Source organism: Stenotrophomonas maltophilia, assembly GCF_002799245.1.
GTDB lineage: Bacteria > Pseudomonadota > Gammaproteobacteria > Xanthomonadales > Xanthomonadaceae > Stenotrophomonas > Stenotrophomonas maltophilia_S.
On the sequence record NZ_NEQV01000001.1, the window covers coordinates 622,131 to 642,699 of the forward strand.

Annotated in this window: 26 protein-coding genes and 1 tRNA gene; 15 read left to right on the forward strand and 12 right to left on the reverse strand. The window is 64.7% G+C overall.

The window, feature by feature from the left end; genetic code table 11:
• Positions 1-41 precede the first annotated feature (41 nt).
• Positions 42-1,277 (forward strand): integrase family protein, encoded by a 1,236-nt coding sequence (locus B9Y64_RS02930; protein WP_100439433.1) that lies wholly within the window; start codon positions 42-44, stop codon positions 1,275-1,277.
• A gap of 88 nt (positions 1,278-1,365) precedes the next feature.
• On the opposite strand, the gene B9Y64_RS02935 is transcribed toward B9Y64_RS02930, so the two are convergent.
• On the reverse strand, positions 1,366-1,842 hold the full coding sequence (locus B9Y64_RS02935) for an Arc family DNA-binding protein (protein WP_100439434.1): 477 nt from the start codon (positions 1,840-1,842) through the stop codon (positions 1,366-1,368).
• 113 nt (positions 1,843-1,955) lie between these two features.
• Between B9Y64_RS02935 and B9Y64_RS02940 the strand changes: the two genes are divergently transcribed.
• From B9Y64_RS02940 to B9Y64_RS02995, 12 genes are all read left to right on the forward strand, one after another.
• Positions 1,956-2,177: a helix-turn-helix domain-containing protein gene (locus B9Y64_RS02940; RefSeq protein WP_100439435.1), complete on the forward strand. Its 222-nt coding sequence runs from the start codon at positions 1,956-1,958 to the stop codon at positions 2,175-2,177.
• Positions 2,178-2,282: 105 nt separating this feature from the next.
• A complete protein-coding gene (locus B9Y64_RS21865; RefSeq protein ID WP_157804473.1) occupies positions 2,283-2,684 on the forward strand; it encodes a hypothetical protein in 402 nt (133 codons plus the stop codon).
• The gene (locus tag B9Y64_RS21870; RefSeq protein WP_157804474.1) at positions 2,681-3,019 is read left to right on the forward strand and encodes a hypothetical protein; all 339 of its coding nucleotides are present in this window, start codon (positions 2,681-2,683) and stop codon (positions 3,017-3,019) included. Before B9Y64_RS21865 ends, B9Y64_RS21870 begins: the two co-directional genes overlap by 4 nt.
• Positions 3,016-3,231, forward strand: a complete 216-nt coding sequence (locus B9Y64_RS02950) for a hypothetical protein (RefSeq protein ID WP_100439437.1) — start codon at positions 3,016-3,018, stop codon at positions 3,229-3,231. The genes B9Y64_RS21870 and B9Y64_RS02950 overlap by 4 nt, the downstream gene beginning before the upstream one ends.
• Positions 3,215-3,472: a hypothetical protein gene (locus B9Y64_RS21875; protein WP_157804475.1), complete on the forward strand. Its 258-nt coding sequence runs from the start codon at positions 3,215-3,217 to the stop codon at positions 3,470-3,472. The genes B9Y64_RS02950 and B9Y64_RS21875 overlap by 17 nt, the downstream gene beginning before the upstream one ends.
• A gap of 106 nt (positions 3,473-3,578) precedes the next feature.
• Positions 3,579-3,953: a hypothetical protein gene (locus B9Y64_RS02955; protein ID WP_157804476.1), complete on the forward strand. Its 375-nt coding sequence runs from the start codon at positions 3,579-3,581 to the stop codon at positions 3,951-3,953.
• A 484-nt stretch (positions 3,954-4,437) separates the two neighbouring features.
• Positions 4,438-4,713: a hypothetical protein gene (locus B9Y64_RS02960; protein ID WP_100439439.1), complete on the forward strand. Its 276-nt coding sequence runs from the start codon at positions 4,438-4,440 to the stop codon at positions 4,711-4,713.
• Positions 4,714-4,949: 236 nt separating this feature from the next.
• Complete coding sequence (locus B9Y64_RS02965; RefSeq protein ID WP_238379831.1) at positions 4,950-5,408, forward strand: hypothetical protein; 459 nt, start codon at positions 4,950-4,952, stop codon at positions 5,406-5,408.
• A 575-nt stretch (positions 5,409-5,983) separates the two neighbouring features.
• Complete coding sequence (locus tag B9Y64_RS02975) at positions 5,984-6,445, forward strand: hypothetical protein (protein ID WP_157804477.1); 462 nt, start codon at positions 5,984-5,986, stop codon at positions 6,443-6,445.
• Positions 6,446-6,458: 13 nt separating this feature from the next.
• Positions 6,459-6,917, forward strand: a complete 459-nt coding sequence (locus B9Y64_RS02980; RefSeq protein WP_100439442.1) for a hypothetical protein — start codon at positions 6,459-6,461, stop codon at positions 6,915-6,917.
• 134 nt (positions 6,918-7,051) lie between these two features.
• On the forward strand, positions 7,052-7,474 hold the full coding sequence (locus tag B9Y64_RS02985; protein ID WP_100439443.1) for a hypothetical protein: 423 nt from the start codon (positions 7,052-7,054) through the stop codon (positions 7,472-7,474).
• A 216-nt stretch (positions 7,475-7,690) separates the two neighbouring features.
• Positions 7,691-10,498 carry a phage tail length tape measure family protein gene (locus tag B9Y64_RS02995; RefSeq protein ID WP_100439445.1) on the forward strand — a complete coding sequence of 936 codons (2,808 nt, stop codon included), beginning with the start codon at positions 7,691-7,693 and terminating at the stop codon, positions 10,496-10,498.
• A gap of 148 nt (positions 10,499-10,646) precedes the next feature.
• Here B9Y64_RS02995 and B9Y64_RS03000 read toward each other — a convergent pair whose 3' ends face one another.
• Positions 10,647-10,892 (reverse strand): hypothetical protein, encoded by a 246-nt coding sequence (locus B9Y64_RS03000; protein WP_100439446.1) that lies wholly within the window; start codon positions 10,890-10,892, stop codon positions 10,647-10,649.
• Between the two features lie 417 nt (positions 10,893-11,309).
• On the opposite strand from B9Y64_RS03000, the gene B9Y64_RS03005 reads away from it, so the two are divergent.
• A complete protein-coding gene (locus B9Y64_RS03005) occupies positions 11,310-11,666 on the forward strand; it encodes a helix-turn-helix transcriptional regulator (RefSeq protein ID WP_100439447.1) in 357 nt (118 codons plus the stop codon).
• A 44-nt stretch (positions 11,667-11,710) separates the two neighbouring features.
• Positions 11,711-11,923, forward strand: coding sequence for a hypothetical protein (locus tag B9Y64_RS03010; protein ID WP_100439448.1), 213 nt, complete (start codon positions 11,711-11,713; stop codon positions 11,921-11,923).
• Between the two features lie 96 nt (positions 11,924-12,019).
• Here the strand turns inward: B9Y64_RS03010 and B9Y64_RS03015 are convergent.
• The 10 genes from B9Y64_RS03015 to fabD form a co-directional block, all read right to left on the reverse strand.
• A tRNA-Val gene (locus B9Y64_RS03015) sits at positions 12,020-12,094 on the reverse strand.
• Between the two features lie 135 nt (positions 12,095-12,229).
• Positions 12,230-12,583: a PilZ domain-containing protein gene (locus B9Y64_RS03020; RefSeq protein WP_004146965.1), complete on the reverse strand. Its 354-nt coding sequence runs from the start codon at positions 12,581-12,583 to the stop codon at positions 12,230-12,232.
• Positions 12,580-13,536, reverse strand: a complete 957-nt coding sequence (locus B9Y64_RS03025) for a DNA polymerase III subunit delta' (protein WP_100439449.1) — start codon at positions 13,534-13,536, stop codon at positions 12,580-12,582. The genes B9Y64_RS03020 and B9Y64_RS03025 overlap by 4 nt, the downstream gene beginning before the upstream one ends.
• Positions 13,533-14,198 (reverse strand): dTMP kinase, encoded by a 666-nt coding sequence (gene tmk / locus B9Y64_RS03030; protein ID WP_100439450.1) that lies wholly within the window; start codon positions 14,196-14,198, stop codon positions 13,533-13,535. The genes B9Y64_RS03025 and tmk overlap by 4 nt, the downstream gene beginning before the upstream one ends.
• Positions 14,195-15,256 (reverse strand): endolytic transglycosylase MltG, encoded by a 1,062-nt coding sequence (gene mltG, locus B9Y64_RS03035; protein ID WP_100439451.1) that lies wholly within the window; start codon positions 15,254-15,256, stop codon positions 14,195-14,197. The genes tmk and mltG overlap by 4 nt, the downstream gene beginning before the upstream one ends.
• A gap of 151 nt (positions 15,257-15,407) precedes the next feature.
• A complete protein-coding gene (locus B9Y64_RS03040; protein WP_100439890.1) occupies positions 15,408-16,772 on the reverse strand; it encodes an aminodeoxychorismate synthase component I in 1,365 nt (454 codons plus the stop codon).
• Positions 16,773-16,863: 91 nt separating this feature from the next.
• Positions 16,864-18,126: a beta-ketoacyl-ACP synthase II gene (fabF, locus tag B9Y64_RS03045; protein WP_100439452.1), complete on the reverse strand. Its 1,263-nt coding sequence runs from the start codon at positions 18,124-18,126 to the stop codon at positions 16,864-16,866.
• A 143-nt stretch (positions 18,127-18,269) separates the two neighbouring features.
• Positions 18,270-18,509: an acyl carrier protein gene (acpP, locus tag B9Y64_RS03050; RefSeq protein WP_005415509.1), complete on the reverse strand. Its 240-nt coding sequence runs from the start codon at positions 18,507-18,509 to the stop codon at positions 18,270-18,272.
• 152 nt (positions 18,510-18,661) lie between these two features.
• The gene (gene fabG, locus B9Y64_RS03055) at positions 18,662-19,405 is read right to left on the reverse strand and encodes a 3-oxoacyl-ACP reductase FabG (protein ID WP_004146899.1); all 744 of its coding nucleotides are present in this window, start codon (positions 19,403-19,405) and stop codon (positions 18,662-18,664) included.
• Positions 19,406-19,486: 81 nt separating this feature from the next.
• On the reverse strand, positions 19,487-20,431 hold the full coding sequence (gene fabD, locus B9Y64_RS03060) for an ACP S-malonyltransferase (RefSeq protein WP_100439453.1): 945 nt from the start codon (positions 20,429-20,431) through the stop codon (positions 19,487-19,489).
• Between the last annotated feature and the right edge of the window lie 138 nt (positions 20,432-20,569).

The window sequence follows — 20,569 nt, forward strand, 5'->3', positions numbered from 1 at the left end:
TTGACCCGTAACTCATTGATTGACCGTGTCATTGCGTCCCGATGGATTTGGCCGCACACTACTTTTTGCAGGAGATTTGCAGGAGCAACGTGATGCCGAGAGTAACGAGAGAGGCGCTGACGCGGAAAACGGTAGACGCAGCGAAGGCCACAGGCAGGGCCTACCGCCTGCGTGACGCGACGGTGCCCGGCCTGGTGCTTCGCGTGTCCGCCGCCGGCGCCAAGTCGTGGGCGATGGTATGGGGCCGCGGCCAGGAGAAGGCCTTCGCCAACTACCCCGCCACGACGCTGGAGGGTGCACGCGAGGCCGCCCGCCGGCTCTCCGCCGAGATCGACAAGCACGGCGCGCCGGCGGCCGTAGTGACGCCCAAGAGCGAACTCACGGTGGCCGATGCCTGCCGCGACTACGTGACCGCCTTGGAGAAGGACGGACGCAAAACTGCGTCGGATGACGCCAAGCGCCGGTTTGAACGCTGCCTCTATGGCGACAAGCTGGGCAAGGTGCGGCTCAAGGATCTCCACCAGGATCACATTGAGGCCTGGCGCGATCGCGTGGAGAAAGGCGACCTCCCGCCGCTGCCAGTGAAGCGCGGCCGGCCACCAGTGGCGAAGCCCTTGGCGCGGTCCAGCATCAACCGCATCCGCACGACTCTGGTGGCCGCACTGAATCACGCCGTGGCCCGACGCAAGGTCTCCCCTGACCTCGCCTTCGAGTGGAACGCCGTGAAGCCGCTCAAGGACGCCGGGCAGCGCCGGGGCCTGTACCTGGAGCGGGAGCAGCGCCGCGCGCTGCTGGAGGCCGCTGAGGGGCCAGTGCGCGACCTGATCGAGTGTGTGGCGCTGACGGGCTGCAGGCCGGGCGACCCGTCGCTGTGCCTGCGCTCAGACTATGACGGCCGCACGGCCAGTGTCAGGTTCCGGAGCAAGGATCACGACCGCAAGATTCCGCTCTCCCCCGCTGCCACTGAGCTGTTCGACCGGCTGGCCAAGGGGAAGCTGCCCAAGGCGCACTTGTTCACCCAGGACGGGAAGAAGGTGTGGACGCCCACCGACTGGAGCGAGCTGGTTCGTGATGCCGCTGCGCGCGCTGGATTATCTGCAGGTGTGACCCTCTACACGCTGCGCCACTGCTGGATCACCGATGCCATTGTCGGAGGCATGGACCTACTGACGGTGGCCAAGCTCGCCGGCACGTCGCTGGCGATGATCGAGAAGCACTACGGGCACCTGGTGCAAGGCGCTGCGCGCGACAAGCTGGCGCAGGTGCAATTCCTCTGAGCGATGCTCAACCCGTTGCTCAGGGCAAGCTCAGGTTTGAGCGTTGAAGGAACATCAGCAGCCTGCGAGGTTCAGGCTCCTCGTCAGGCTATGGATAAATGGCACCGGTACTGAGCGCGCGCTCCCGGAACGCTTCAACGTCGACCTCAATTCCGTTTGCTAAGGCGACCGCTAGCTCCATAAGCAGGAGCTCAGCGCTATCAATCGCGTCCTGAAAAACCTTCTGTGTTCTCTCGGACTGCTTGATGGCCTCATCAACCGACTTGCCGTCAGCTTTGCCAGGATACGGCGCGTCCCGGCCTTCCCTCTTGATTACGTTAAGAAGCTCAACGGATCGCGACAGCATCTCAATCGTTGCCTGGTGGATTTCCCTTTGCTTGGCCAGTTCAGCACGCAGTCCGAGCGTGCCAGTGAGCTTCGGCCGGTCTGGCACAAACGACCGCTCTAACCTGTGAACGATCTCCGCGTTCATTGAGCGCCCCGTCTCTGCGGTGGCGTCGACTAGGCGCTGATGCAGGGTTGCCGGAATGCGGAGCTGGCTCTTGATTGGGTCTGACTGGCTCATACGGAAATTATGCCACTGAAACAGAGTCAAAGGGGTTGACACTGAAATAGTGGCACATGCAGTATGCACCTACCGTAGTGGCATCCCGCGACTACATGTAGGAAAACCCCGCAATGACCCATCAAACCAAACAGTCCCAGGGAGAGCGCCTCAGTTACACCGTGGACGAGGCATGCGCAGTCACCGGCCTCAATCGGAACGCCATCTATCGCGCCATCACTCTCGGCCAGATCAGCACCTTCAAAGTCGGTCGCCGGCGCATGGTGTCGACCCGCGCGCTGCGCGAATTCATCGAGGCGCGCGAGAAGGAGGCGTCAGGCGGCGCCGCCGCTTGAGGGCTGGCCATGTCCGCGACCGTAGAAAGTGAAACGGCCCACCCGGTTGCAGCCGGAGTGAGCCGTGAAAGCCATGTCCGTACCCTACCAAGGAACGACCTGACCATGAATAAGACTGTACAGCAACCAGCGCCCGAATCAATCGGGCAAACCCCTGACGCGCATTCAGAAAAATCTGACGCGCCCCACAATTGGATGGTTTGGTCGGACGAGCACTGGCTAGAATCGGGCGCCCCACCGTCGGTTCAAAACCGCTTGATGCGGGTGGACCGCGCGCTGCAGGGTGTCCGGGCGATCCACGACCTCTTGGCCCTGAACTTTCAGCGCAACAACTCTATTCGCTATCACGGCGCCGAAGCGTTCTGCGCCTTCTCTGGCCTTACGGATAGCCACGAGGAAGGGCTGTACGTTGCCATGCGCGTGCTACTTGATACTGCGGATGTTCCCATTGGCGAGCTCCGCGATAACGCCGGCCGCTGCTGGGGCGGCAAGGGGGGCGCCAGGTGAAGGTGCACTCCCTTGCCAGTAGGCGCAAAGCCGGTTACACGCCGGCGTTATCCACCGACGAAGCCGGCCAGCAGAAGGTTGGCCAACTGCTCGTGTTTCCGCAATCGGGCAACTGGATTCCAGAGGATCTCCGTCGGGCTGCTGAATGCCTGGCGCGATCGGCGTTCCATGAGATGCAGCGCCGCGGCAGACCCACCACGCTAGGCGGCTGCTACCGGCGATCCATCGACGCTGTCCGTAATTTGACCACCATCGTTCCAACTTCGGGACACGACGCCGCTCTGAGCGCCCGCCGCGACCTGGAGATGATCCGAGCGGAGGGAATCGAATCATGAACCGGCCTTCATTCCAGAACCAGCAGCCCGCATTGGCGGGCAACATTGAGTTCGCCTTCGTCTTCGTGTCGTGGATGCAAAGCCGGCGCACGCCGGCCACACCGAACGACCTGATGAATCGTTTTGGGATGTCCCAGGCCACGGCCTACCGCTACTTGCGCCGCTACCGCGACGCGTTTGGCCAGGGGGAGCGAAATGGCACGACCCATTGAACCTATCGCGTGCGATTGCTGCGGAAAAGCGCTGCTGCCGGTATTCGGCACGTACAGCCGGGTAGAGCGGGATTTCGGTCTGGCATCCCTGCCCTACGTGCTGTGCGGCGACTGCGCCCTGCAGCACAGGGGCAACCCGTCTGAGGCCCGCGTGCGCGAATGGATCATGACGCGCGCGGCGCGCGCTGGAACGGACTGGCTGTGCGCAGTCACCAACGTGGTTACGCCAAATGGCGGCTGAGAGGAACCGCCGCAAGATCACTGGTAGGCAGTCGAGCGACACATTCGTTCGGCTGCCCCACTCGATGATGAGGCACCCGAGCTTCTTCGCGCTCAGCGGCGCGGCGATGAAGATGCTCCTGTTTCTGGCCGCCCAGTACAACGGCCGCAACAACGGTGATCTGAGCGCTACTAAAGCGATGGTAGAGGCCGCCAGCGTCTGCGCGGCGAGCAAGAGCAAGGATCTGCTGGGCCAGCTGGAAGAGGCAGGGTTCATCGTGCAGACGCGGCACGGGATCAAGAAGCAATGCCATCTGTACGCGCTCACTTGGATAGGTATTGATCGCTGCCCCGGCAAGAACCTAGAGATCGCTGCGGGCCCACCACGCAACGATTGGCGCAAAACGCATCTTCAACACCCCTCAGGGGTGCAAACAGAATCGCACTCTCAACACCCCTCAGGGGACCACCCAACACCCCTAAGGGGTGCAAAAGCAGCATGAGCCAGATGATAAACACCCCTGAGGGGTGCAAATGCAGGCAAATAGCCCGCTTTTTACACCCCTCAGGGGCCCCCCTTATAGATATCTACCAAGCGGGAGCGCAGCGGACGCTTGGCGCTGTCGCTCCACCGCTCTTGCCGGTAACGCTCTCCGCGCTGTCGGCACTTCACCGCACGACCCGCGCTGTTACGGGTAGCGCACTGCCTCGGCTGAAAACGCAGGCATGGGCAACAGACCACACGTTGGGCGCGCGGCTGAACGCAGCGCAGTGGAACGGCGAGCAACTGCGGCGCGCAATTCACCCAGGGCGCGCGCTGTGCGGTGTCAGCGAGAATCACCAGCGGGTGAGCAACGTGCACCACCACCGCAGCCGGTGGGCATCAAAGCCCGCGACCGGCGCGCGCTGCCATCGATCCATCAGGGCATTGATCGGCGGTGACCGTGGCAACAGGCGCCGCGCGGTGGCAGACCTTCGGAGGAACACGTGAGCAGTCGCGACGAGAGCACGAGCATTGGTTCCGGCACGCCGGCCTGCATTGTGGAGGTCCGCCAACGCCTGGAGGCTGAGGGCCACTACGTGACGATCGATGGGCGCATTACGGAGCAGACCGCAGCATCAATCATTCCATGCCCGGCGAGTCGTCTACGGCGGTGGCGACAGGAGGGCAAGGGTCCACGCTTCTACCAGCCGGCGAAGACACCGTGGTACTACCTGGGCGACGTGCTCGCCTGGATACAGCAGGGCGAAGGATTGCGCTAGCGAGCGGCGTCTGTTGCGTGGACGAAGGCTAAATCCGGGGATCTCCGGATTTAGGAATGGAATCGCCTTCCATTCGCCCAAGCCTGGTATCGCTATCGAGCACCAGCGCCAACAGCTAGCAGCGTCCCTCAGGTGACCATGGTGAAGCAATGTCACACCTGCATGTCACGCGTGACAGGTGTGACATGCAGGCGTGACATTAGCCGCTGATCGCCACAGCACAGACGCGACGCGACATGCTGCCGATGCCGCCGGCGATGGCACTGGCGCAGCAGTTGCGCCGCCTGCTCGGCGTTGCACCTGTGGTGCATGGCAGTGGACCTGGTACTGAAGATCGCCGCTGCGTTCGTGCAAGAGGATCGCGCCCTGGAATCACCCATCACTCTCGGCAGGAGGATCGCGCCATTAGGTTTCCACTCCTGCTGGCGGTCTCGGTGCTGGCCGCGTGCCAGCCCGCACCTACCAAGCCGAACCCGCCGCCGGTTGTCGTCATCACGGTTCCGGTGGCCACCTACGTACCGATCGACGCCCAGCTGCGTAAGCGGTGCAAGTGGGTGAAGGAGACGACGCCGTCTGCTGTATTCGATGTGAGCAACGGCCGTAAGCGTTGCCTTCTGCAGTACGAAACGCAGTTCGACGCCATCAACCAGGTGCAGGGCAAGCCGGCACCCGCGAATATCGACCGCCGGCCATGATGTTTCACGAGTGGCGTTTCACGCCGGGGCGCGAAGGCGAAACTGAACGAAATTGACGAATGTTCACAGGTTATCCACAGAAAGATGAACGGGCGGGGCCCCTGGGCTTATCCACAGCCACCGGGGGGAATTCGGACCCCGGTAAACGACAGTGTTTCGGCCCCTAGGGATGCTCCACCACAGGCTCGCCGGAAGCGGCGTTTCCCCGAGGAAAAGGCGCATTTCCTGCCCGTGCGACCTGTGCATACCCAACCATCGATCGATTGAGGCGATGCACAGGCGCGCTTTACCCAATTCGCCAACAGCAAGTGCGCGTTGCTACGCATTCCGAGGCGGCTCGGCATGGCCGCTTGGGATGAAATGGAACGGTCCTCACGGCCTGCCGCCATGCCTCGAATCGAGATCGACCTCCCCCAAGTTGTCAGCGACACCCTCTGCGACGCAGCGGCTGCAGCCGGCATCCCTCCGGCCGAGCTCCTCGCGGATGCGCTGCGCTGCCTGCCTGCCTTCCAGCGGGCGCTGGCGGCCAGGCCCGAACGGCTGCCCGCATTCGCCAACTCACCCAGGAGCTAACCGTGGCCGATCAAATCCACGATGTCCCGCAAACCCTTATCAAGCTGGAACAACTGCGGATCCGCAGCGATCTGCATAGAGCCGCACGCGATGCACTGAACGAGCGCCGGAATGATCTTCGCGCCCATCGGCGGGAAATCGAAGAACAGATGCGGGTTGAAGCTGGAAGCTTCAGCGGCCCGCAACCCGCCATCGAGAGCGTTCCCATGCGTGGTTACGACGCCGGCGTCCGCCAGGGCGGAAGCAGTAGTTTTTCGAGTACCGCGAGCAAATTGACCCTCGATCAGCACCGGGAGAGGAGGCTCGCGGTGCTGCAACGTCACTTGGCCGCGGTCGATGCCGTCGCCGTCGTCGTGGAAGCCGCACTCGCTGAAACGGAGCGGACCAGCGGCGACGTCTCGGCGTTCCGAGCCGCCGAGTCCCACCTCCAGAAAACGCTGGCCGATTGGGGCCTGAGCAGCTAACCAGGAGAAGACCATGATCGATGCCCCCCCCAAACTGACGCGCTTGCGCGCACAGATATCCAAGCTGGCCGAGGATATCGAGGGTATGCGCGAAGGCGTGCGGCCTGAGTCAGAGGCCCTCGCAGCCGTTGACCAGCATATCCAGAAAATGGCGGAGAGCGTGAGAATCCAGCCCTTTGCGTTCGCGCACACCTCTGGCGGCGGTGACCCCGTATCGATGTATCCGGAAGACAGCCACAGGTATGCCTGCAAGTTCTTCCCCGACGTCATCCGGGCCCGCCTCTACGATGAAGTCAAGGCGATCTATCAGAGAGGCCTGACGGTCGCCGATGACGCCGCTCGCGAAGAGATGGAAGCCCAGCTGCTGGACCTGGAGCACCAGGAAGAAGCATTCATTCGCCAGGCGGCTGCCGAGGGAAAGAGCATCCCTCGCCGCGCGGACGCAAACCCTGTCGTGCTGCTGGCCGACTAGCCAGAAGGGAGGGACCAGCAGGCGGTGTCCCAAACAACACCTGCAGCCCAGGCCGGCTCTTTGCGGATCCGCATACCTCGTGCCGGTGACTGGGCCCCGCTCACCACAGTCCCATCCGATAACTGGAGCCATACATGAACCAGCTTGACACCATTTCCCCACCAAGCAGAAACCTGGAATTCCGAGGGGAACAGCTGCACGTCACGCCGTTGCGCCTGCAACAGATCGGCCCCTTCATCACGGCCATCCGCACCCTGATCGCTCGGGTGGCGATGATGGCTGGCGCGGTTGAGGGCTCGGAGCGCGCTGCTGTCGGCGCCATCCTGCTGGACCTGCTCGAACAGGACGGGGCCGAGATCGCCGCCGCATTAGCTGTGGCCACGGGCCGCGATGCCGAATGGATCGCAGGCGCCACCCTGGACGAGATCGCCGACCTGGTGGATGCCGTGGTTGGGCTTAACCGGGATTTTTTCGCCCATCGCCTGCGGCAACTTCTGGTGCAGGCCAAGCAACAGGTGGACGCGAATACGGACTCGCCGACCTCGTCCAGTACCTGATCGCTCATGGGCACTCTCGTGCTGACGTGATGACCTACACCCTGGCCCAAGTGCGGGGCTTTACGGCTGCAGCTGCTCGGGACGACCGCGATCGCATCGCGGAGCTTGCAGTCGCCACTCGGACGGCCATGGCTGCGCCGCCGGCGGATTGGCAGCTGTACTTGGCCGCCCTGCGCGGCCAGACCCAACCATCGCCGAAATCAGGAACCTCAACCAATGGCTGAACCATCTGCAAATCTACGCGTCCGCATCAGTGCGGATCTGGCTGACATCAGGCAAGGCCTGGGTACGCTCACCCGCCAACTACGTGAGGTGCGCAGCGAGGCAACCCGGCCGCTGCCGACCAAGAACAACATCACTGATCTGGGCATCTCGGCCGGCCAGACCGCGCAGGCGATGCGCCAGCTGCCGGCACAGTTCACCGACATATTCACCAGCCTGCAGGGCGGCATGCCCTTCTTCACGGTGCTGGTGCAGCAGGGTGGCCAGATCAAGGACAGCTTCGGTGGTGTAGAGCCGGCCTTGAAGGGTGTCTCGTCGGCGCTGCTGGGCATGGTCAACCCGTACACCGTTGCGGCAGCAGCCGTGGGGTTGGTGGTGGTCGCCTGGTACGACGCAGAGAAGCAGGCTGAGGCCTATACCAGGGCGCTCGTGCTGTCGCGCAATGAGGCAGCCGCGACAACCTTGACACTGGTCTCGATGGCTCAGAAGACCAGCGACGCGCTGCAGGTTTCCATAGGCGCAGGCGCGGAAGCAGCGCAAGCGGTCGGTGCGAACGGCAAGATCGCGGCGCAAAACCTGCAGGCCGTCGCCAACGCGGCCGTGGCCATGAAGGAGGTCAGCGGGCAGGCGATGGAAGACACCATCTCCCTCTACGCGAAGTTGGCGGAAGACCCGCTCAAGGGAGCGCAGAAGCTCAACGAGCAGGTCAACTTCATGACCGTCGCTCTGTACGAGCAGGTAAGGGCTTTGCAGGAGCAGGGGCGCAACCAGGACGCGGTGACGGTGATTACCCGGGCGGCTTCAGACGAGACGGCGATGGCTCTGGCCAAGGTCCGTGCCAGCCAGAATCCTGTAATCCAGGGATTCAAGGATCTTTGGAAGGAGGCTACGAAGGCCTGGTCAGCCATGCAGGCCAGCACAGGCATGGGACCGCAGGCGCTGCAAATGCAGCAGCTGGTCGCAGCCAATGCTCAGGACGTCGCAACAATGAAGCGGGGTGTTGCAGATGGGATGAGCGATGCATGGGTTTTCCAGTACACCCAGCGCATCAAAGTTCGCAGTAAGCAAATCACCGAAATAGCCACCGACCTGATCAAGGAACGAAAGGACGCCGAGGTGAAAGCGGCGGAAGATGCAAGCCTTGACTACCTCCAACGAGCTGACGCTATCGCCGAATCACAGGCCAGCAAAGAGGAGAAGAAGAAAGCAGAGATCGCTAGGATCACCATAGAGGCAGAGAAAGTTCGCCGCCAGGCCGAGGCTGCTGGCTTGGTAGAAGAGGTGAACAAGATCGAAGAGCGGCGTGCTGCAGCCGTAGCCGCGGTCGAGAAGAAATATGCCAAGAAGCCGAAGGCCGGCGGCGGCACCGGGTCTGCAACACGCTCAGCCGGCCTGCAGGGCTACAAGGACGATCTGATCGAGGAACAGGCACAGATCACGGCTGGCACCCAGCTGCTCAGGGCTCAGTTCGCAGCACGTGAAATCACCGCTGCCGAGTACTACAGCCGCATGCGGGAGCAGGTGCAGAAGGGCACTGACGCCCAGGCGAAGTCGCTGGAGCAGCAGATCTCGTTCCTGCAGAAGCAGGCCGTGAGCGGAAAGGATGCCATCGGCGTTAATCGCCAGATCGGCGAGCTGGAAGCACGACTTGCCAAGCTACGCATCGAAGGCGCGACGGCATTGGAAATCCTCAAGAAAGAGGAAGAGGGGGTTACCAAGGCACGTGAAAATGCGGTCAAGGCCTACGCCAGCGCCCTCGAGGCCAGCAACGACGCGCTCGCGCGACAATTGGCCACCCAGGCGCAGCGTGTGGGGATGGGCGACCGCGAGTATGAAATCCAGCAGCGGATCAATGACGCCCTGGCGGATGAGGCCGAAAAGCTCAGGGAGCTTAGCCTGCAGCGCAATGCCGACCAGATCGATCAGGTGACGTTCGATGAAGAGAAGGCGGTGCTGCATGCCAAGACGCTGGACCGACTGCAGCTGATCAAGGACGGGTACGACGAACTGCGGCAGGCCGAGGGCGACTGGCTGTCTGGCGCGAGCGCGGCGTGGGCGAACTATCAGCAGCAGGCCAGCAACGTAGCCCAACAGATGGGTGATGTGGTTGGCACCGTCATTGGCGGCTTCGAAGACGCCTGGGTGAAGTTCACCACCACGGGGAAGCTCAGCTTCTCGGACCTGACGAAGTCGGTGCTGGCCGACCTGGCAAGGATCGCAGCGCGCCAGGCAATCATGGGCATTGTCAACGCGGTGGCCAGCGCTTGGGGGGGCGGAGGTGGCACTTACACCGGGAACGGGACCGGTTCTGGTTCGATCGGTGGGTTTGGCAACAATCTGAGCAACTTCGGCACCAGCAGCATCAATAACCAGCTGTTCCAGAACATGAAGCTGGGCGGTGGCTACTCCACCGGCGGCTACACGGGCGATGGGGGGGTGAACGAGCCGGCCGGCGTCGTGCATAAGGGCGAGGTGGTGTGGTCCCAACGGGACGTCGCGCGCGCTGGTGGCGTGGAAATTGTCGAGGCCATGCGCCGCGGCTTGACCGGCTACGCAAGTGGCGGCTCACCGGGCATCGATCCCAGTACCAGGGCGTTGGCCGCCGGGCCGGACGGTTTCAATCTAACCTTCAACTCGAAATTCGAGGTCAATAGCGAGGGCAGCAGCTCCGACCGGGATGCCGGCGGAAACAAACCTACCGAGCAGCAGGTCCGGGACAGTTTCAATGCAATGGCCGGCGAATGGGCGGTCAAGCAGATGCGCCCCAACGGAGTGCTTTGGCTGCTGAAGAACGGCGGCTAACGCTGCTCCGTCGCTCCAGCCGGAGAGTGTCTACAACACAACGACAGTCGCTGGCCGTTTCTTGTGCCGGCAGAAGGCCACCGGTGCCGCCTGATTCCTTGGAGGAACTGCCCCCACCACGCTATGCGCCGGTAGGGGGCGGTATCTCCTAGAGCACGGCTTTCAGCAGCATCTCGTCCAGCTCATCCGCTGTAAGCCTGCCCTCTTCTTCGAGCTTTTCGATCAACAGGGACAACAGCTTCGCCGTGCGGCTAGCAGTGGCGTGCGCCGCCGGCAATGATCGATCGATGGGCTTCAAGTGATCGGGCTGGGTGAGCGTGTAGTACACGCGCCTCATGGTGCCATCGGCATCATTGAAGGTCTTTTCGAGCAGCAGAGATTCCTTCGTAGACATTGCAGCAGCCCTCACCTGGATGAAGCACCGATTCTAGCCATGTAGCCAGTGAGCGAGGGTGAGGTAATCCAACGGGATAACGGTCTCTGCGCAGTTCGTCACGCCGGCGGGAGGTGACCGGTACCGCCCCGGGAATAGCTGGCGACATCGTCAATCGGCGTAGGTCGACCGAGGATCCTTCCTGCGCCCCTGCCGATGGCAGTGCTGACTTCGAGCGGGTCGCCAGCAGATCAGGTCCAGCCTTCGCACTCTCTCCCCTGAACCCGAAAGCGCATAGCTCGACTTGTACTCGGGCCCCTGGCTCCGGATCCTTTCGGCGGAGGCCTGGTCGGCAACGGAAGAGAATCTTCCACCGCCTTTCGCAGCGCCAGGCCACACCTCCGCGACCGCCATTTGGACCGCTCTACCGGAAGAGAAATGACCATCGATCGTGCTACCCGCTTGCAGTTCGCCATCAGTGAAATAGTCGACATCCTCACCGAGGACCTCACAACGCTTGCCCTGGCGGCGATCGCCAAGCAGGAGAGCGCCCAGCCCCAGCCGGCACCGGCTCAGGTGGATAGCTCACCCGATACCGGAGCACGACCGCAGCGTCTACTGCGGCGGGCAGAGGTTGAGGAACGGACAAGCCTGCGCAAGAGCACAATCTACAAGTGGATAGAGCGGGGAACGTTCTCTGCGCCGGTTCGCCTGGGTGGCATGGTGGTCGTATGGCTCGAAAGCGACATTGAGGCTTGGATAGATGTCCAGATCGCCAATCGAGATGCAACCTGAGCGGGGTGCACTTACCTTGCCGCGCGTGGTGCAGCGAGGCAACGATGCAGATCAACAGCCCGATCAACGTACAGATCGCCTGCGGCACACCGACGACGGGGCAGGAGCAAGCTCAGGCCTCGACCACGGCGGCGGTGCAGCAGAGCAATGCTCTGCTCGCGCAGGTGGTGGATCGGTTAGATCGTTTGGAGGCCGTCACGACGCAGGGCGTGCGGGCATCCGGCAGCAGCGCTCTGCGGGCATCGCTCAATCGGTAAATCACCGGGAAGTCGGCGAATTGCGGTTTGCAGGAGCGTTGCAGGAGAACAAAAAACCGGCTTTCGCCGGTTTTCTTGTAACACACTGATTTTAAATGGTGGGCGGTACAGGGATCGAACCTGTGACCCTTGCCGTGTGAAGGCAATGCTCTACCGCTGAGCTAACCGCCCGGTGTGTTGCTGAGCCGCTCATTATAGGGGCTTTTCAGAGGCCGTCAACCGTTTTTCACATTCGTGTTCACGGATGTTTTCGGGGGCAAGCAGCCGAGCATGGCTCGGCTCTACAAAGAGGCCCCGCGGCGCCCCTCACATCGTATGGGTCGGCTTGTCCGAGCTGGTCAGGCCGGCCAGCAGGGTCTCGATCTTGTGGCGCACGCCCTCGCCTTCGGCGCCGTCGGCCAGCTGCACGCCGATGCCGGCGGTACGGTTGCCCTGCGCGCCGGCCGGGGTCACCCAGATCACCTTGCCGGCCACTGGCAGGCGCTCGCTGGAATCGGGCAGGGTCAGCAGCAGGAACACCTCGTCACCCAGGAAGTAGCGCTTGGGCGTGGGCACGAAAATGCCGCCGTTCTTCACGAACGGCATGTACGCGCTGTACAGCGCGGCTTTGTCCTTCACGGCCAGGGACAGGATGCCCTGGCGGGCGTTGCTGGCACTCATCGATTTCCCCTTGCGGCAGGCCGCTCGTTCACCTTGTTCCAGGCCAGCAGCAACTCGACCACCGCAAGGTCTGCACGCACCGTGGTGCGCAACAGGTCGCGGGTGCGGTTGGCAGCGTCGAACCAGGCTGCAAGCTTGTGCAATCGCTCCGGCGTGGTCAAGGCATCGGTGCTGGCCTGGGCCAGCGCCAGATCGGCAGCAAAGCGCAGGCGCAGCGCCGCGTTGTCATCGCCACACCACTTCTGCGCCAGCTCCACCGCGCCGGTCTTGCCGGCGGCCAGCTGCTCCAGCTCACGGCCCACTTCGCGGCGCAGGCTCAGGCCGTCTTCGCGCAGCCAGTTGTCGGCCTGGCCCGGATGGCCGCGCGCCGCGTCCAGCGCTTCGCGCGCCGATGCCTCGCTGTGGCCCTGCTGCTGCAGCCAGGCCAGCGCCTCGTGCTGCGGCGGCAACTTGAATTCCAGGCGCTGGCAGCGGCTGCGGATGGTCTGCGGCAGGCGCGCCGGGTCGCTGCTGATCAGCCACAGGTAGCGGCCGGGCTGCGGCTCTTCCAGGGTCTTCAGCAGCGCATTGGCGGCCGAGCGGTTGATCGCATCGGCGGGGTCGACGATCACCACCTGGGCCACGCCGTACTGCGGGGTCAGTGCCAGCTTGTTGGTGATCTCGCGCACCTGCTCGATGACGATCTCGGTGCGCAGCTTGTCGCCGCTCTTGTTCGGAATGAAGCCGACCAGCTGCAGGTCCGGATGGGTACCGGCGGCAATAAGCTGGCGCGTGCGCGTGGCATGCGTGGCATCGCCGCGCGCCAGCACGTGGTCGGCCAAGGCCAACGCCACCTCGCGCTTGCCCAGCCCGGCCGGGCCGCAGATCAGCAGGCCATGGCCGAGCCGGTCGGCATCGAGCGCGGCGGCCGTCTGCTCGAATGCGCGCTGCTGCCACGGCGAGAACATGCTCATGCGCCCTCCCCGTCCTGCAGCCAGCGCTCGACGCGTGCGACCACGTCGGCCGCCACGTGCGCCTGCGCCTGGCCGGCATCGATCAGGGCGAAGCGCTGCGGGTCCTGCTGCGCGCGGCTGCGGAACACGGCGCGCACACGCTGGAAGAAATCATCCTGCTCGCTCTCGATGCGGTCCGGCCACAGGTCACGGCCATTGGCGCGCGCACGGCCCACGGCTACGTCCACGTCCAGCAACAGGGTCAGGCCCGGCAGCAGGCCGACCGCACGGCGCTCCAGGTCGGCAATCCACTGCGGGTCCAGGCCACGGCCACCGCCCTGGTAGGCGTAGCTGGAATCGGTGAAGCGATCGCTCAGCACATAGGCGCCGCGCTGCAGCGCCGGCCGGATCACCTGGCGCACATGCTGCGCGCGTGCGGCGAATACCAGCAGCAGCTCGGCTTCGGCGCTGAGCGGTTCGGCCGCAATCTCGGCATCGGGCTTCAACACCAGGCCGCGGATGCGCTCGGCCAGCGGCGTACCGCCCGGCTCGCGGGTCAGCACCACCTCGTGGCCGTGGCTGCGCAGGCACTCACGGATGGCATTGATGGCGGTGGTCTTGCCCGCGCCCTCGCCGCCTTCCAGGCTGACGAAACGCGGGTGGCGAAGCAGCGCGGGACTCATTGCGCCGGGGTCTCCTGGGTACGTTGCTGGCGCAGCTGCTGCAGGTAGCGGGCTACCGCAGCGTTGTGCTGGTCCAGGCTGGGCGAGAACACGTGCGCGCCACTGCCATCGCCGACGGCGACGAAGTACAGCGCGTCGCCCGGCAGTGGCTGCGCGGCCGCCATCAGCGCATCGCGGCTGGGCATGGCGATCGGGGTCGGGGTCAGGCCGGCACGGGTATAGGTGTTGTAGGGCGTATCGGTGGTCAGGTCGCGGCGGCGGATGTTGCCGTCATACGCGGCACCGATGCCGTAGATCACGGTCGGGTCGGTCTGCAGGCGCATGCCGATCTTCAGGCGGCGCATGAACACGCCGGCAATCTGCGGGCGCTCGCTGGCCAGCGCGGTTTCCTTCTCGATGATCGACGCCATCGTCAGCAGTTCGTAGGGCGTATTGATCGGCAGGTCCGGCGCGCGGCTTTCCCAGGCTTCGTCCAGCGCCTTTTCCATCGCGGCGTGGGCGCGCTTGAGCACATCCAGATCGCTGTCGCCACGCTGGTAGATGTAGGTCTCCGGCAGGAAACGGCCTTCCGGATGCTGGCCACCGAAGCCGAGACGCTGCATCAATGCCGCGTCATCGAGGTTGTCGATGGTGTGCAGCAGCGGCTCGGCGCGCTTCAGCGCGGCACGCAGCTGGCGGATGTTCCAACCCTCCACGATGGTGACGCGGTGCTGCAGCACCTTGCCGGCGCGCATGCGCAGCAGCAGCTCGCGCGGGGTCAGGTCACCACTGAGCGCGTACTCGCCCACCTTCAGCTTGCCGGCCGCATCGAGCTGGCGCGCCAGCAGCTGCCATTGCGCGTCCTGGCCCTCGTCCACACCGGCATCGCGCAGCTTGCGCAGCACGCTGTTCATGCCATCGCCACTGGCGATGACCATGCTCTGGGCGGTCGGGGTGATCGGGGCATCGGCAAACCGGGTCTGCTGGTAGAAGAACCACGCGCCCGCACCGGCCACGACGGCGGCCAGCACCACCACCAGCGTTACCACGAACAGACACCCGCGCTTGGCTCCCGCCATGGACTACCTCTGAACTCGATTCCGTCGTGCAGGATACCGTGCCGGTGGATTGGGGTCATGACCGGGGACACCCCCCGTGCCGACCCACGGCCGGCACCCACCATGGGGACATGAGGTTGCCGGCCAGCGGCCGGCACTACCAGAAGGTCGATCAGCCCTGCTGGCCGAGCGCGCGCAGCAGGCCGCGGGCCTTGGCGCGGGTTTCGTCCAGTTCCTTGTCCGGGTCCGAATCAACCACGATGCCGGCGCCGGTGCGGAAGCTCACCTCGTGGCCATCCACTTCGGCGGTGCGGATCAGGATGTTCAGGTCCAGGTCGCCATCGCGGTTCAGCCAGCCGAACGCGCCGGTATAGGCACCGCGCGGCACCTGCTCCAGCTCGCTGATGATCTGCATGCAGCGCACCTTGGGGCAGCCGGTGATGGTGCCGCCGGGGAACGTGGCGGCGATCACCTCGCCGGGGGTGATTTCCGGGCGCAGGTGACCACTGACATTGCTGACGATGTGATGCACATGGGCGTAGCTCTCCACGGTCATCAACTCATCGACCACCACGGTGCCGGGCAGGCAGATGCGGCCCAGGTCGTTGCGTTCCAGGTCGATCAGCATCACGTGTTCGGCTCGCTCCTTGGGATGGCCGACCAGCTCCTGGATGCGCGCGGCATCATCGTCCCCCTCGAAGCGCGGACGCGTGCCGGCAATCGGACGGGTCTGCGCGTGACCGGCATGCACCGACACGAGCCGCTCCGGCGAGGAACTGACCACGTGGCGGCCGTGCGCGCTGAACAGGCCGGCGAACGGTGCCGGGTTGGCACGGCGCAGCTGCGCGTACAGCGCTTGCGGGCTGACCGGCGCGGCGAACTGCGCGCTCCAGCGCCGCGACAGGTTCACCTGGAACACGTCGCCGGCACGCAGGTACTCGATCACCCGGCGTACGCCGTCGGTGAAGCGCTGCGGCGCATCCTCGCCCACCGCCTGCGGCGGCTGCCAGCCCTGCCCGGCTTCGGGCAGCGCGGCCGCGGCCAGTGCCACCAGCGCCTCCAGCAACGCCTGCTGGCCGGCCTCGGCGATGACGAAGCTGGCATCGCTGTGGTGGTCGTGCAGCACCGCAGCCGGGCAGCGCAGCGCCAGCGCGGTCGGGCGGCCGTCCTCGCGCGCACGCGCCGGCAGCACCGGCTCGATCTGGCTGGCCACTTCGTAATCCAGCATCAACGCCCAGCCGCCACGGAACGGCAGGCTGTGGCTGCCGTCATGCGGCAGGCGCTCGCACTGCCAGGCACGGTCCAGCACCTGCAGGAAGCTGCCGGCATGTACCGCGTCGTGCTGGTCGCGCACCTGGCCATCGGCATCCAGCCGCAGGCAATCGCCCTGCGCGGCCAACAGCAGGCTCCAGCGGCCCTGGGCGGTACCCGAGGCGGTGGATTCCATCAGCAGCGGGAAGCGCGCCGGGTCGTGCTGCTGCAGGGCCAGCAGATCGATCGGGTGCGGCAGCGGGTGGATCAGCGGTGCGTGGGTCATGGCAGCCAGTTCGGGGTTCAGATGCACGGAAGCCGCCTTGCGGCGGCTCCGTAGAACGCGGAGTCGAGTATGGCTCGACTCTACAACTCGGTCAGACGCGCTTGAAGATCAGCGTGCCGTTGGTGCCGCCGAAGCCGAAGCCATTGGACATCACCACATCGACCTTGGCCTGGCGCGCTTCGTTGGGCACGTAGTCCAGGTCGCAGCCTTCGCCCGGCTGCTGCAGGTTGATGGTCGGCGGAATGACGTTGTCCTGCAGCGCCATCACCGAGAAAATCGCTTCCACGCCGCCGGCAGCGCCGAGCAGGTGGCCGGTCATCGACTTGGTGGAGCTGACCATCATCTTGTAGGCGTGGTCGCCGAAGGCGGTCTTCATCGCCATGGTCTCGCCCAGGTCGCCCAGCGGCGTGGAGGTGCCGTGCGCGTTGAGGTAACCGACCTGTTCCGGGGTGACGCCGGCGTCCTTCATGGCCATGACCATGCAGCGGGCGGCGCCTTCGCCGTTCTCGCTCGGTGCGGTCATGTGGTACGCGTCGGAGCTGGCGCCGAAGCCGGCCAGTTCGCAGTAGATCTTCGCGCCACGCGCCTTGGCGTGCTCGTACTCTTCCAGGATCAGGATGCCGGCGCCGTCGCCCAGCACGAAGCCGTCACGGTCCTTGTCCCACGGGCGCGAGGCCTGTTCCGGGGCATCGTTGCGGGTGCTCATGGCCTTCATCGCGCAGAAGCCGCCCAGTGCGGTCGGCGACGAGCCGCGCTCGGCACCACCGACCACCATCACGTCGGCATCGCCGTACTGGATCATGCGCATCGCGGTACCGATCGAGTGGTTCGAGGTCGCGCACGCCGACACCGCCGAGAACGACGGGCCCTTCAGGCCGGTGATGATGCTCAGCTGGCCCGGCAGCATGTTGATGATGGTCTTGGGCACGTAGAAGGGCGAGATCTTCTTGCCCTCGTGGAACTCGATGGTCTGCTCTTCGATGCCCAGCAGGCCGCCGATGCCGGCGCCGACGATGGCGCCCATGCGATCGGCATTGGCTTCGGTGATCTCAAGGCCCGAGTCGTGCAGGGCCATGAACGAGGCACCGAGGCCGTAATGGATGAACGGGTCCATCTTCTTGGCATCCTTGCCGCTGACCCGGAACTTGCCGAACAGTTCATTGTCGGCGGTGATGTCAAACCCCTTGACCTCACCTGCAATCTTGGTGGTGAACCGATCCAGGTAGGCATCAGAAACGTTGGTCAGCGGACCGATGCCCGAACGACCATGGGTGATGCCTTCCCAGCTGCTGGCCAGATCATTGCCCAACGGCGAGACGATACCCAGGCCGGTTACGACGACGCGACGCTTCATTGCTGATTCTCCTGACCCGGATGATTTCAACGGGCAACTCGGTTTGCTTCGGTGTGGTGCTCAAACACACGGGGCCGCAACAGCGGCCCCATGGGGTGCGGTGCGCGGCGAGCATGGGCCCGCGCGCGCACTGCCGTCTGACATCAGGCCTTGACGTGGGCCTTGATGTAGTCGATGGCGGCCTGCACGGTGCTGATCTTCTCGGCTTCTTCGTCCGGGATCTCGCACTCGAATTCTTCTTCCAGGGCCATCACCAGCTCAACGGTGTCCAGCGAGTCAGCGCCCAGGTCATCGACGAACGATGCGCTGTTGGTGACTTCTTCTTCCTTGACGCCAAGCTGTTCGACGACGATTTTCTTGACGCGTTCTTCGATGGTGCTCATGGGATCTCGCTCCAGATGGAGTTGTGGTTCAAAAGTGGTCGCCATCAATGGCGATGGCCGTGGGATAGTGTAGTGGAAACCGGCGCGGCCTTGCATTGCAGCAAAAACCTTCGCAGATCAATCACTTGCGGCGCAATCCCTGCGCCCCTTGCTTACGGCATGTACATGCCACCGTTCACATGGAGGGTTTCGCCGGTGATGTAACCGGCAGCCGGGCCGGCCAGGAAGGCCACCGCATGGGCGATGTCCTCCGGCGAACCCAGGCGTTCGAGGGCGATGTCGTTGATCAGCGCGGTGCGCGCTTCTTCCGGCAACGCCTTGGTCATGTCGGTGTCGATGAAGCCAGGTGCGACAACATTGACCGTGACACCGCGCGAACCGATTTCCTTGGCCAGCGACTTGCTGAAGCCGATGATGCCGGCCTTGGCCGCGGCGTAGTTGGCCTGGCCGGCATTGCCGGTCACGCCCACCACCGATGCGATGTTGATGATGCGGCCCTTGCGCGCCTTCATCATGCCGCGCATCACTGCCTTGCTGGTGCGGAACACGCTGGTCAGGTTGGTGTCGATGATCGACGCCCAGTCCTCGTCCTTCATGCGCATCAGCAGGTTGTCGCGGGTGATGCCGGCATTGTTGACCAGGATCGAGATCGGGCCGAACTCCTTGGCGATGCCATCGAGCACGCTGTCCAGCGCGGCGGCGTCGGTGACGTTCAGCGCGCGGCCGTGACCGCCGTGGGCGGCCAGGCGCTCACCGATCGCGGCAGCGCCGGATTCGGTGGTGGCGGTACCGATGACGGTGGCGCCCTGGGCGGCCAGCAGATCGGCGATGGCGGCACCAATGCCACGGCTGGCGCCGGTGACCAGTGCGATTTCACCCTGCAGGGGCTTGCTCATGATGTTTTCCTCAGGCTGGGGCGGCCGCCGCACCCGTGCCGCTTGCAGCGGCCACCGGTACGGTCGGCAGGAACAGGGAAATCAGGCCGACCACGCCTCGCGGGCGGCTTCGAAGTCACCCGGAGTGGCCAGCGGACGGCCGTCGATGGCCTTGTCGATGCGCTTGACCAGGCCGGTCAGCACCTTGCCCGGGCCGCACTCGGCGACCTGGGTGATGCCACGGGCGGCCAGCGCCTGCACGCAACCGGTCCACTGCACCGGCTGGTACAGCTGCTGGACCAGCGCAGTGCGGATCGCGTCGATGCCGCTGTGAATCTGGGCGTCGACGTTCTGCACCACCGGCAGCTGCGGCGCCTGCCAGGACAGGCCGGCCATCACTTCGGCCAGACGGTTGGCGGCTTCGCGCATGAGCGGAGTGTGCGAGGGCACGCTGACGGCCAGCTTGACCGCCTTGCGCACGCCCTTCTCGGCCAAAAGCGTCAGCGCGCGGTCGACTGCGTCGGCGTCGCCACCGATCACGATCTGGCCCGGCGAATTGAAGTTGGCCGGCACCACCACCTGGCTGCCCGCGGCTTCGGCGCAGACGTCCAGCACCAGCTGGTCTTCGGCGCCGAGCACGGCGGCCATGGCGCCGACACCGGCCGGTGCCGCTTCCTGCATCAGCTGGCCGCGCAGGCGCACCAGGTGCGCACCGTCATGCAGGCTCAGCGCGCCAGCGGCAACCAGGGCGGTGTACTCGCCCAGGCTGTGGCCGGCCAGCACCGACGGGCGCGGACCGCCCACGGCGTTCCAGGCGCGCCACACGCCGATGCTTGCGGCCAGCAGGGCCGGCTGGGTGTATTCGGTGCGGTTGAGCATTTCCTCCGGGCCACCCTGGGACAGCGCCCACAGGTCGACGCCGGCACCATCGGATGCCTCGGTGAAGGCTTCACGCACCTGCGGGTGCAGTTCAGCCAGCTCGGCCACCATGCCCACAGACTGCGAGCCCTGGCCGGGGAAGACAAAAGCGAGGGTGGATACGGTCACGCGGTCATCCGCTTGTTGCAATCGAAGCGGGCCATGATAAGGGGGAACATGCCGTGTCGTCTGTACGTGCGCGTATGCACGCGTATGGTGAATGGCTGTCGCAACGCGCTGGAGATCCGGGGTCAGATCCCTTTTCCG

Bases quoted from the DNA above. Each gene is read 5' to 3' on its own strand.
- B9Y64_RS03020 (WP_004146965.1), bottom strand. From the start codon at position 12,583: ATGAGTGCCAGCAACGCCCGCCAGGGCATCCTGTCCCTGGCCGTGAAG.
- B9Y64_RS03010 (WP_100439448.1), top strand. From the start codon at position 11,711: ATGCAGATCAACAGCCCGATCAACGTACAGATCGCCTGCGGCACACCG.
- B9Y64_RS02965 (WP_238379831.1), top strand. From the start codon at position 4,950: ATGCTGCCGATGCCGCCGGCGATGGCACTGGCGCAGCAGTTGCGCCGC.
- B9Y64_RS21875 (WP_157804475.1), top strand. From the start codon at position 3,215: ATGGCACGACCCATTGAACCTATCGCGTGCGATTGCTGCGGAAAAGCG.
- acpP (WP_005415509.1), bottom strand. From the start codon at position 18,509: ATGAGCACCATCGAAGAACGCGTCAAGAAAATCGTCGTCGAACAGCTT.
- B9Y64_RS02955 (WP_157804476.1), top strand. From the start codon at position 3,579: ATGAAGATGCTCCTGTTTCTGGCCGCCCAGTACAACGGCCGCAACAAC.
- B9Y64_RS02980 (WP_100439442.1), top strand. From the start codon at position 6,459: ATGATCGATGCCCCCCCCAAACTGACGCGCTTGCGCGCACAGATATCC.
- B9Y64_RS03025 (WP_100439449.1), bottom strand. From the start codon at position 13,536: ATGAGCATGTTCTCGCCGTGGCAGCAGCGCGCATTCGAGCAGACGGCC.
- fabF (WP_100439452.1), bottom strand. From the start codon at position 18,126: ATGAAGCGTCGCGTCGTCGTAACCGGCCTGGGTATCGTCTCGCCGTTG.
- B9Y64_RS03040 (WP_100439890.1), bottom strand. From the start codon at position 16,772: ATGACCCACGCACCGCTGATCCACCCGCTGCCGCACCCGATCGATCTG.
- fabG (WP_004146899.1), bottom strand. From the start codon at position 19,405: ATGAGCAAGCCCCTGCAGGGTGAAATCGCACTGGTCACCGGCGCCAGC.
- B9Y64_RS02995 (WP_100439445.1), top strand. From the start codon at position 7,691: ATGGCTGAACCATCTGCAAATCTACGCGTCCGCATCAGTGCGGATCTG.
- tmk (WP_100439450.1), bottom strand. From the start codon at position 14,198: ATGAGTCCCGCGCTGCTTCGCCACCCGCGTTTCGTCAGCCTGGAAGGC.
- B9Y64_RS03005 (WP_100439447.1), top strand. From the start codon at position 11,310: ATGACCATCGATCGTGCTACCCGCTTGCAGTTCGCCATCAGTGAAATA.
- B9Y64_RS02950 (WP_100439437.1), top strand. From the start codon at position 3,016: ATGAACCGGCCTTCATTCCAGAACCAGCAGCCCGCATTGGCGGGCAAC.
- B9Y64_RS02985 (WP_100439443.1), top strand. From the start codon at position 7,052: ATGAACCAGCTTGACACCATTTCCCCACCAAGCAGAAACCTGGAATTC.
- B9Y64_RS02930 (WP_100439433.1), top strand. From the start codon at position 42: ATGGATTTGGCCGCACACTACTTTTTGCAGGAGATTTGCAGGAGCAAC.
- B9Y64_RS21865 (WP_157804473.1), top strand. From the start codon at position 2,283: ATGAATAAGACTGTACAGCAACCAGCGCCCGAATCAATCGGGCAAACC.
- mltG (WP_100439451.1), bottom strand. From the start codon at position 15,256: ATGGCGGGAGCCAAGCGCGGGTGTCTGTTCGTGGTAACGCTGGTGGTG.
- B9Y64_RS02935 (WP_100439434.1), bottom strand. From the start codon at position 1,842: ATGAGCCAGTCAGACCCAATCAAGAGCCAGCTCCGCATTCCGGCAACC.
- B9Y64_RS02940 (WP_100439435.1), top strand. From the start codon at position 1,956: ATGACCCATCAAACCAAACAGTCCCAGGGAGAGCGCCTCAGTTACACC.
- B9Y64_RS03000 (WP_100439446.1), bottom strand. From the start codon at position 10,892: ATGTCTACGAAGGAATCTCTGCTGCTCGAAAAGACCTTCAATGATGCC.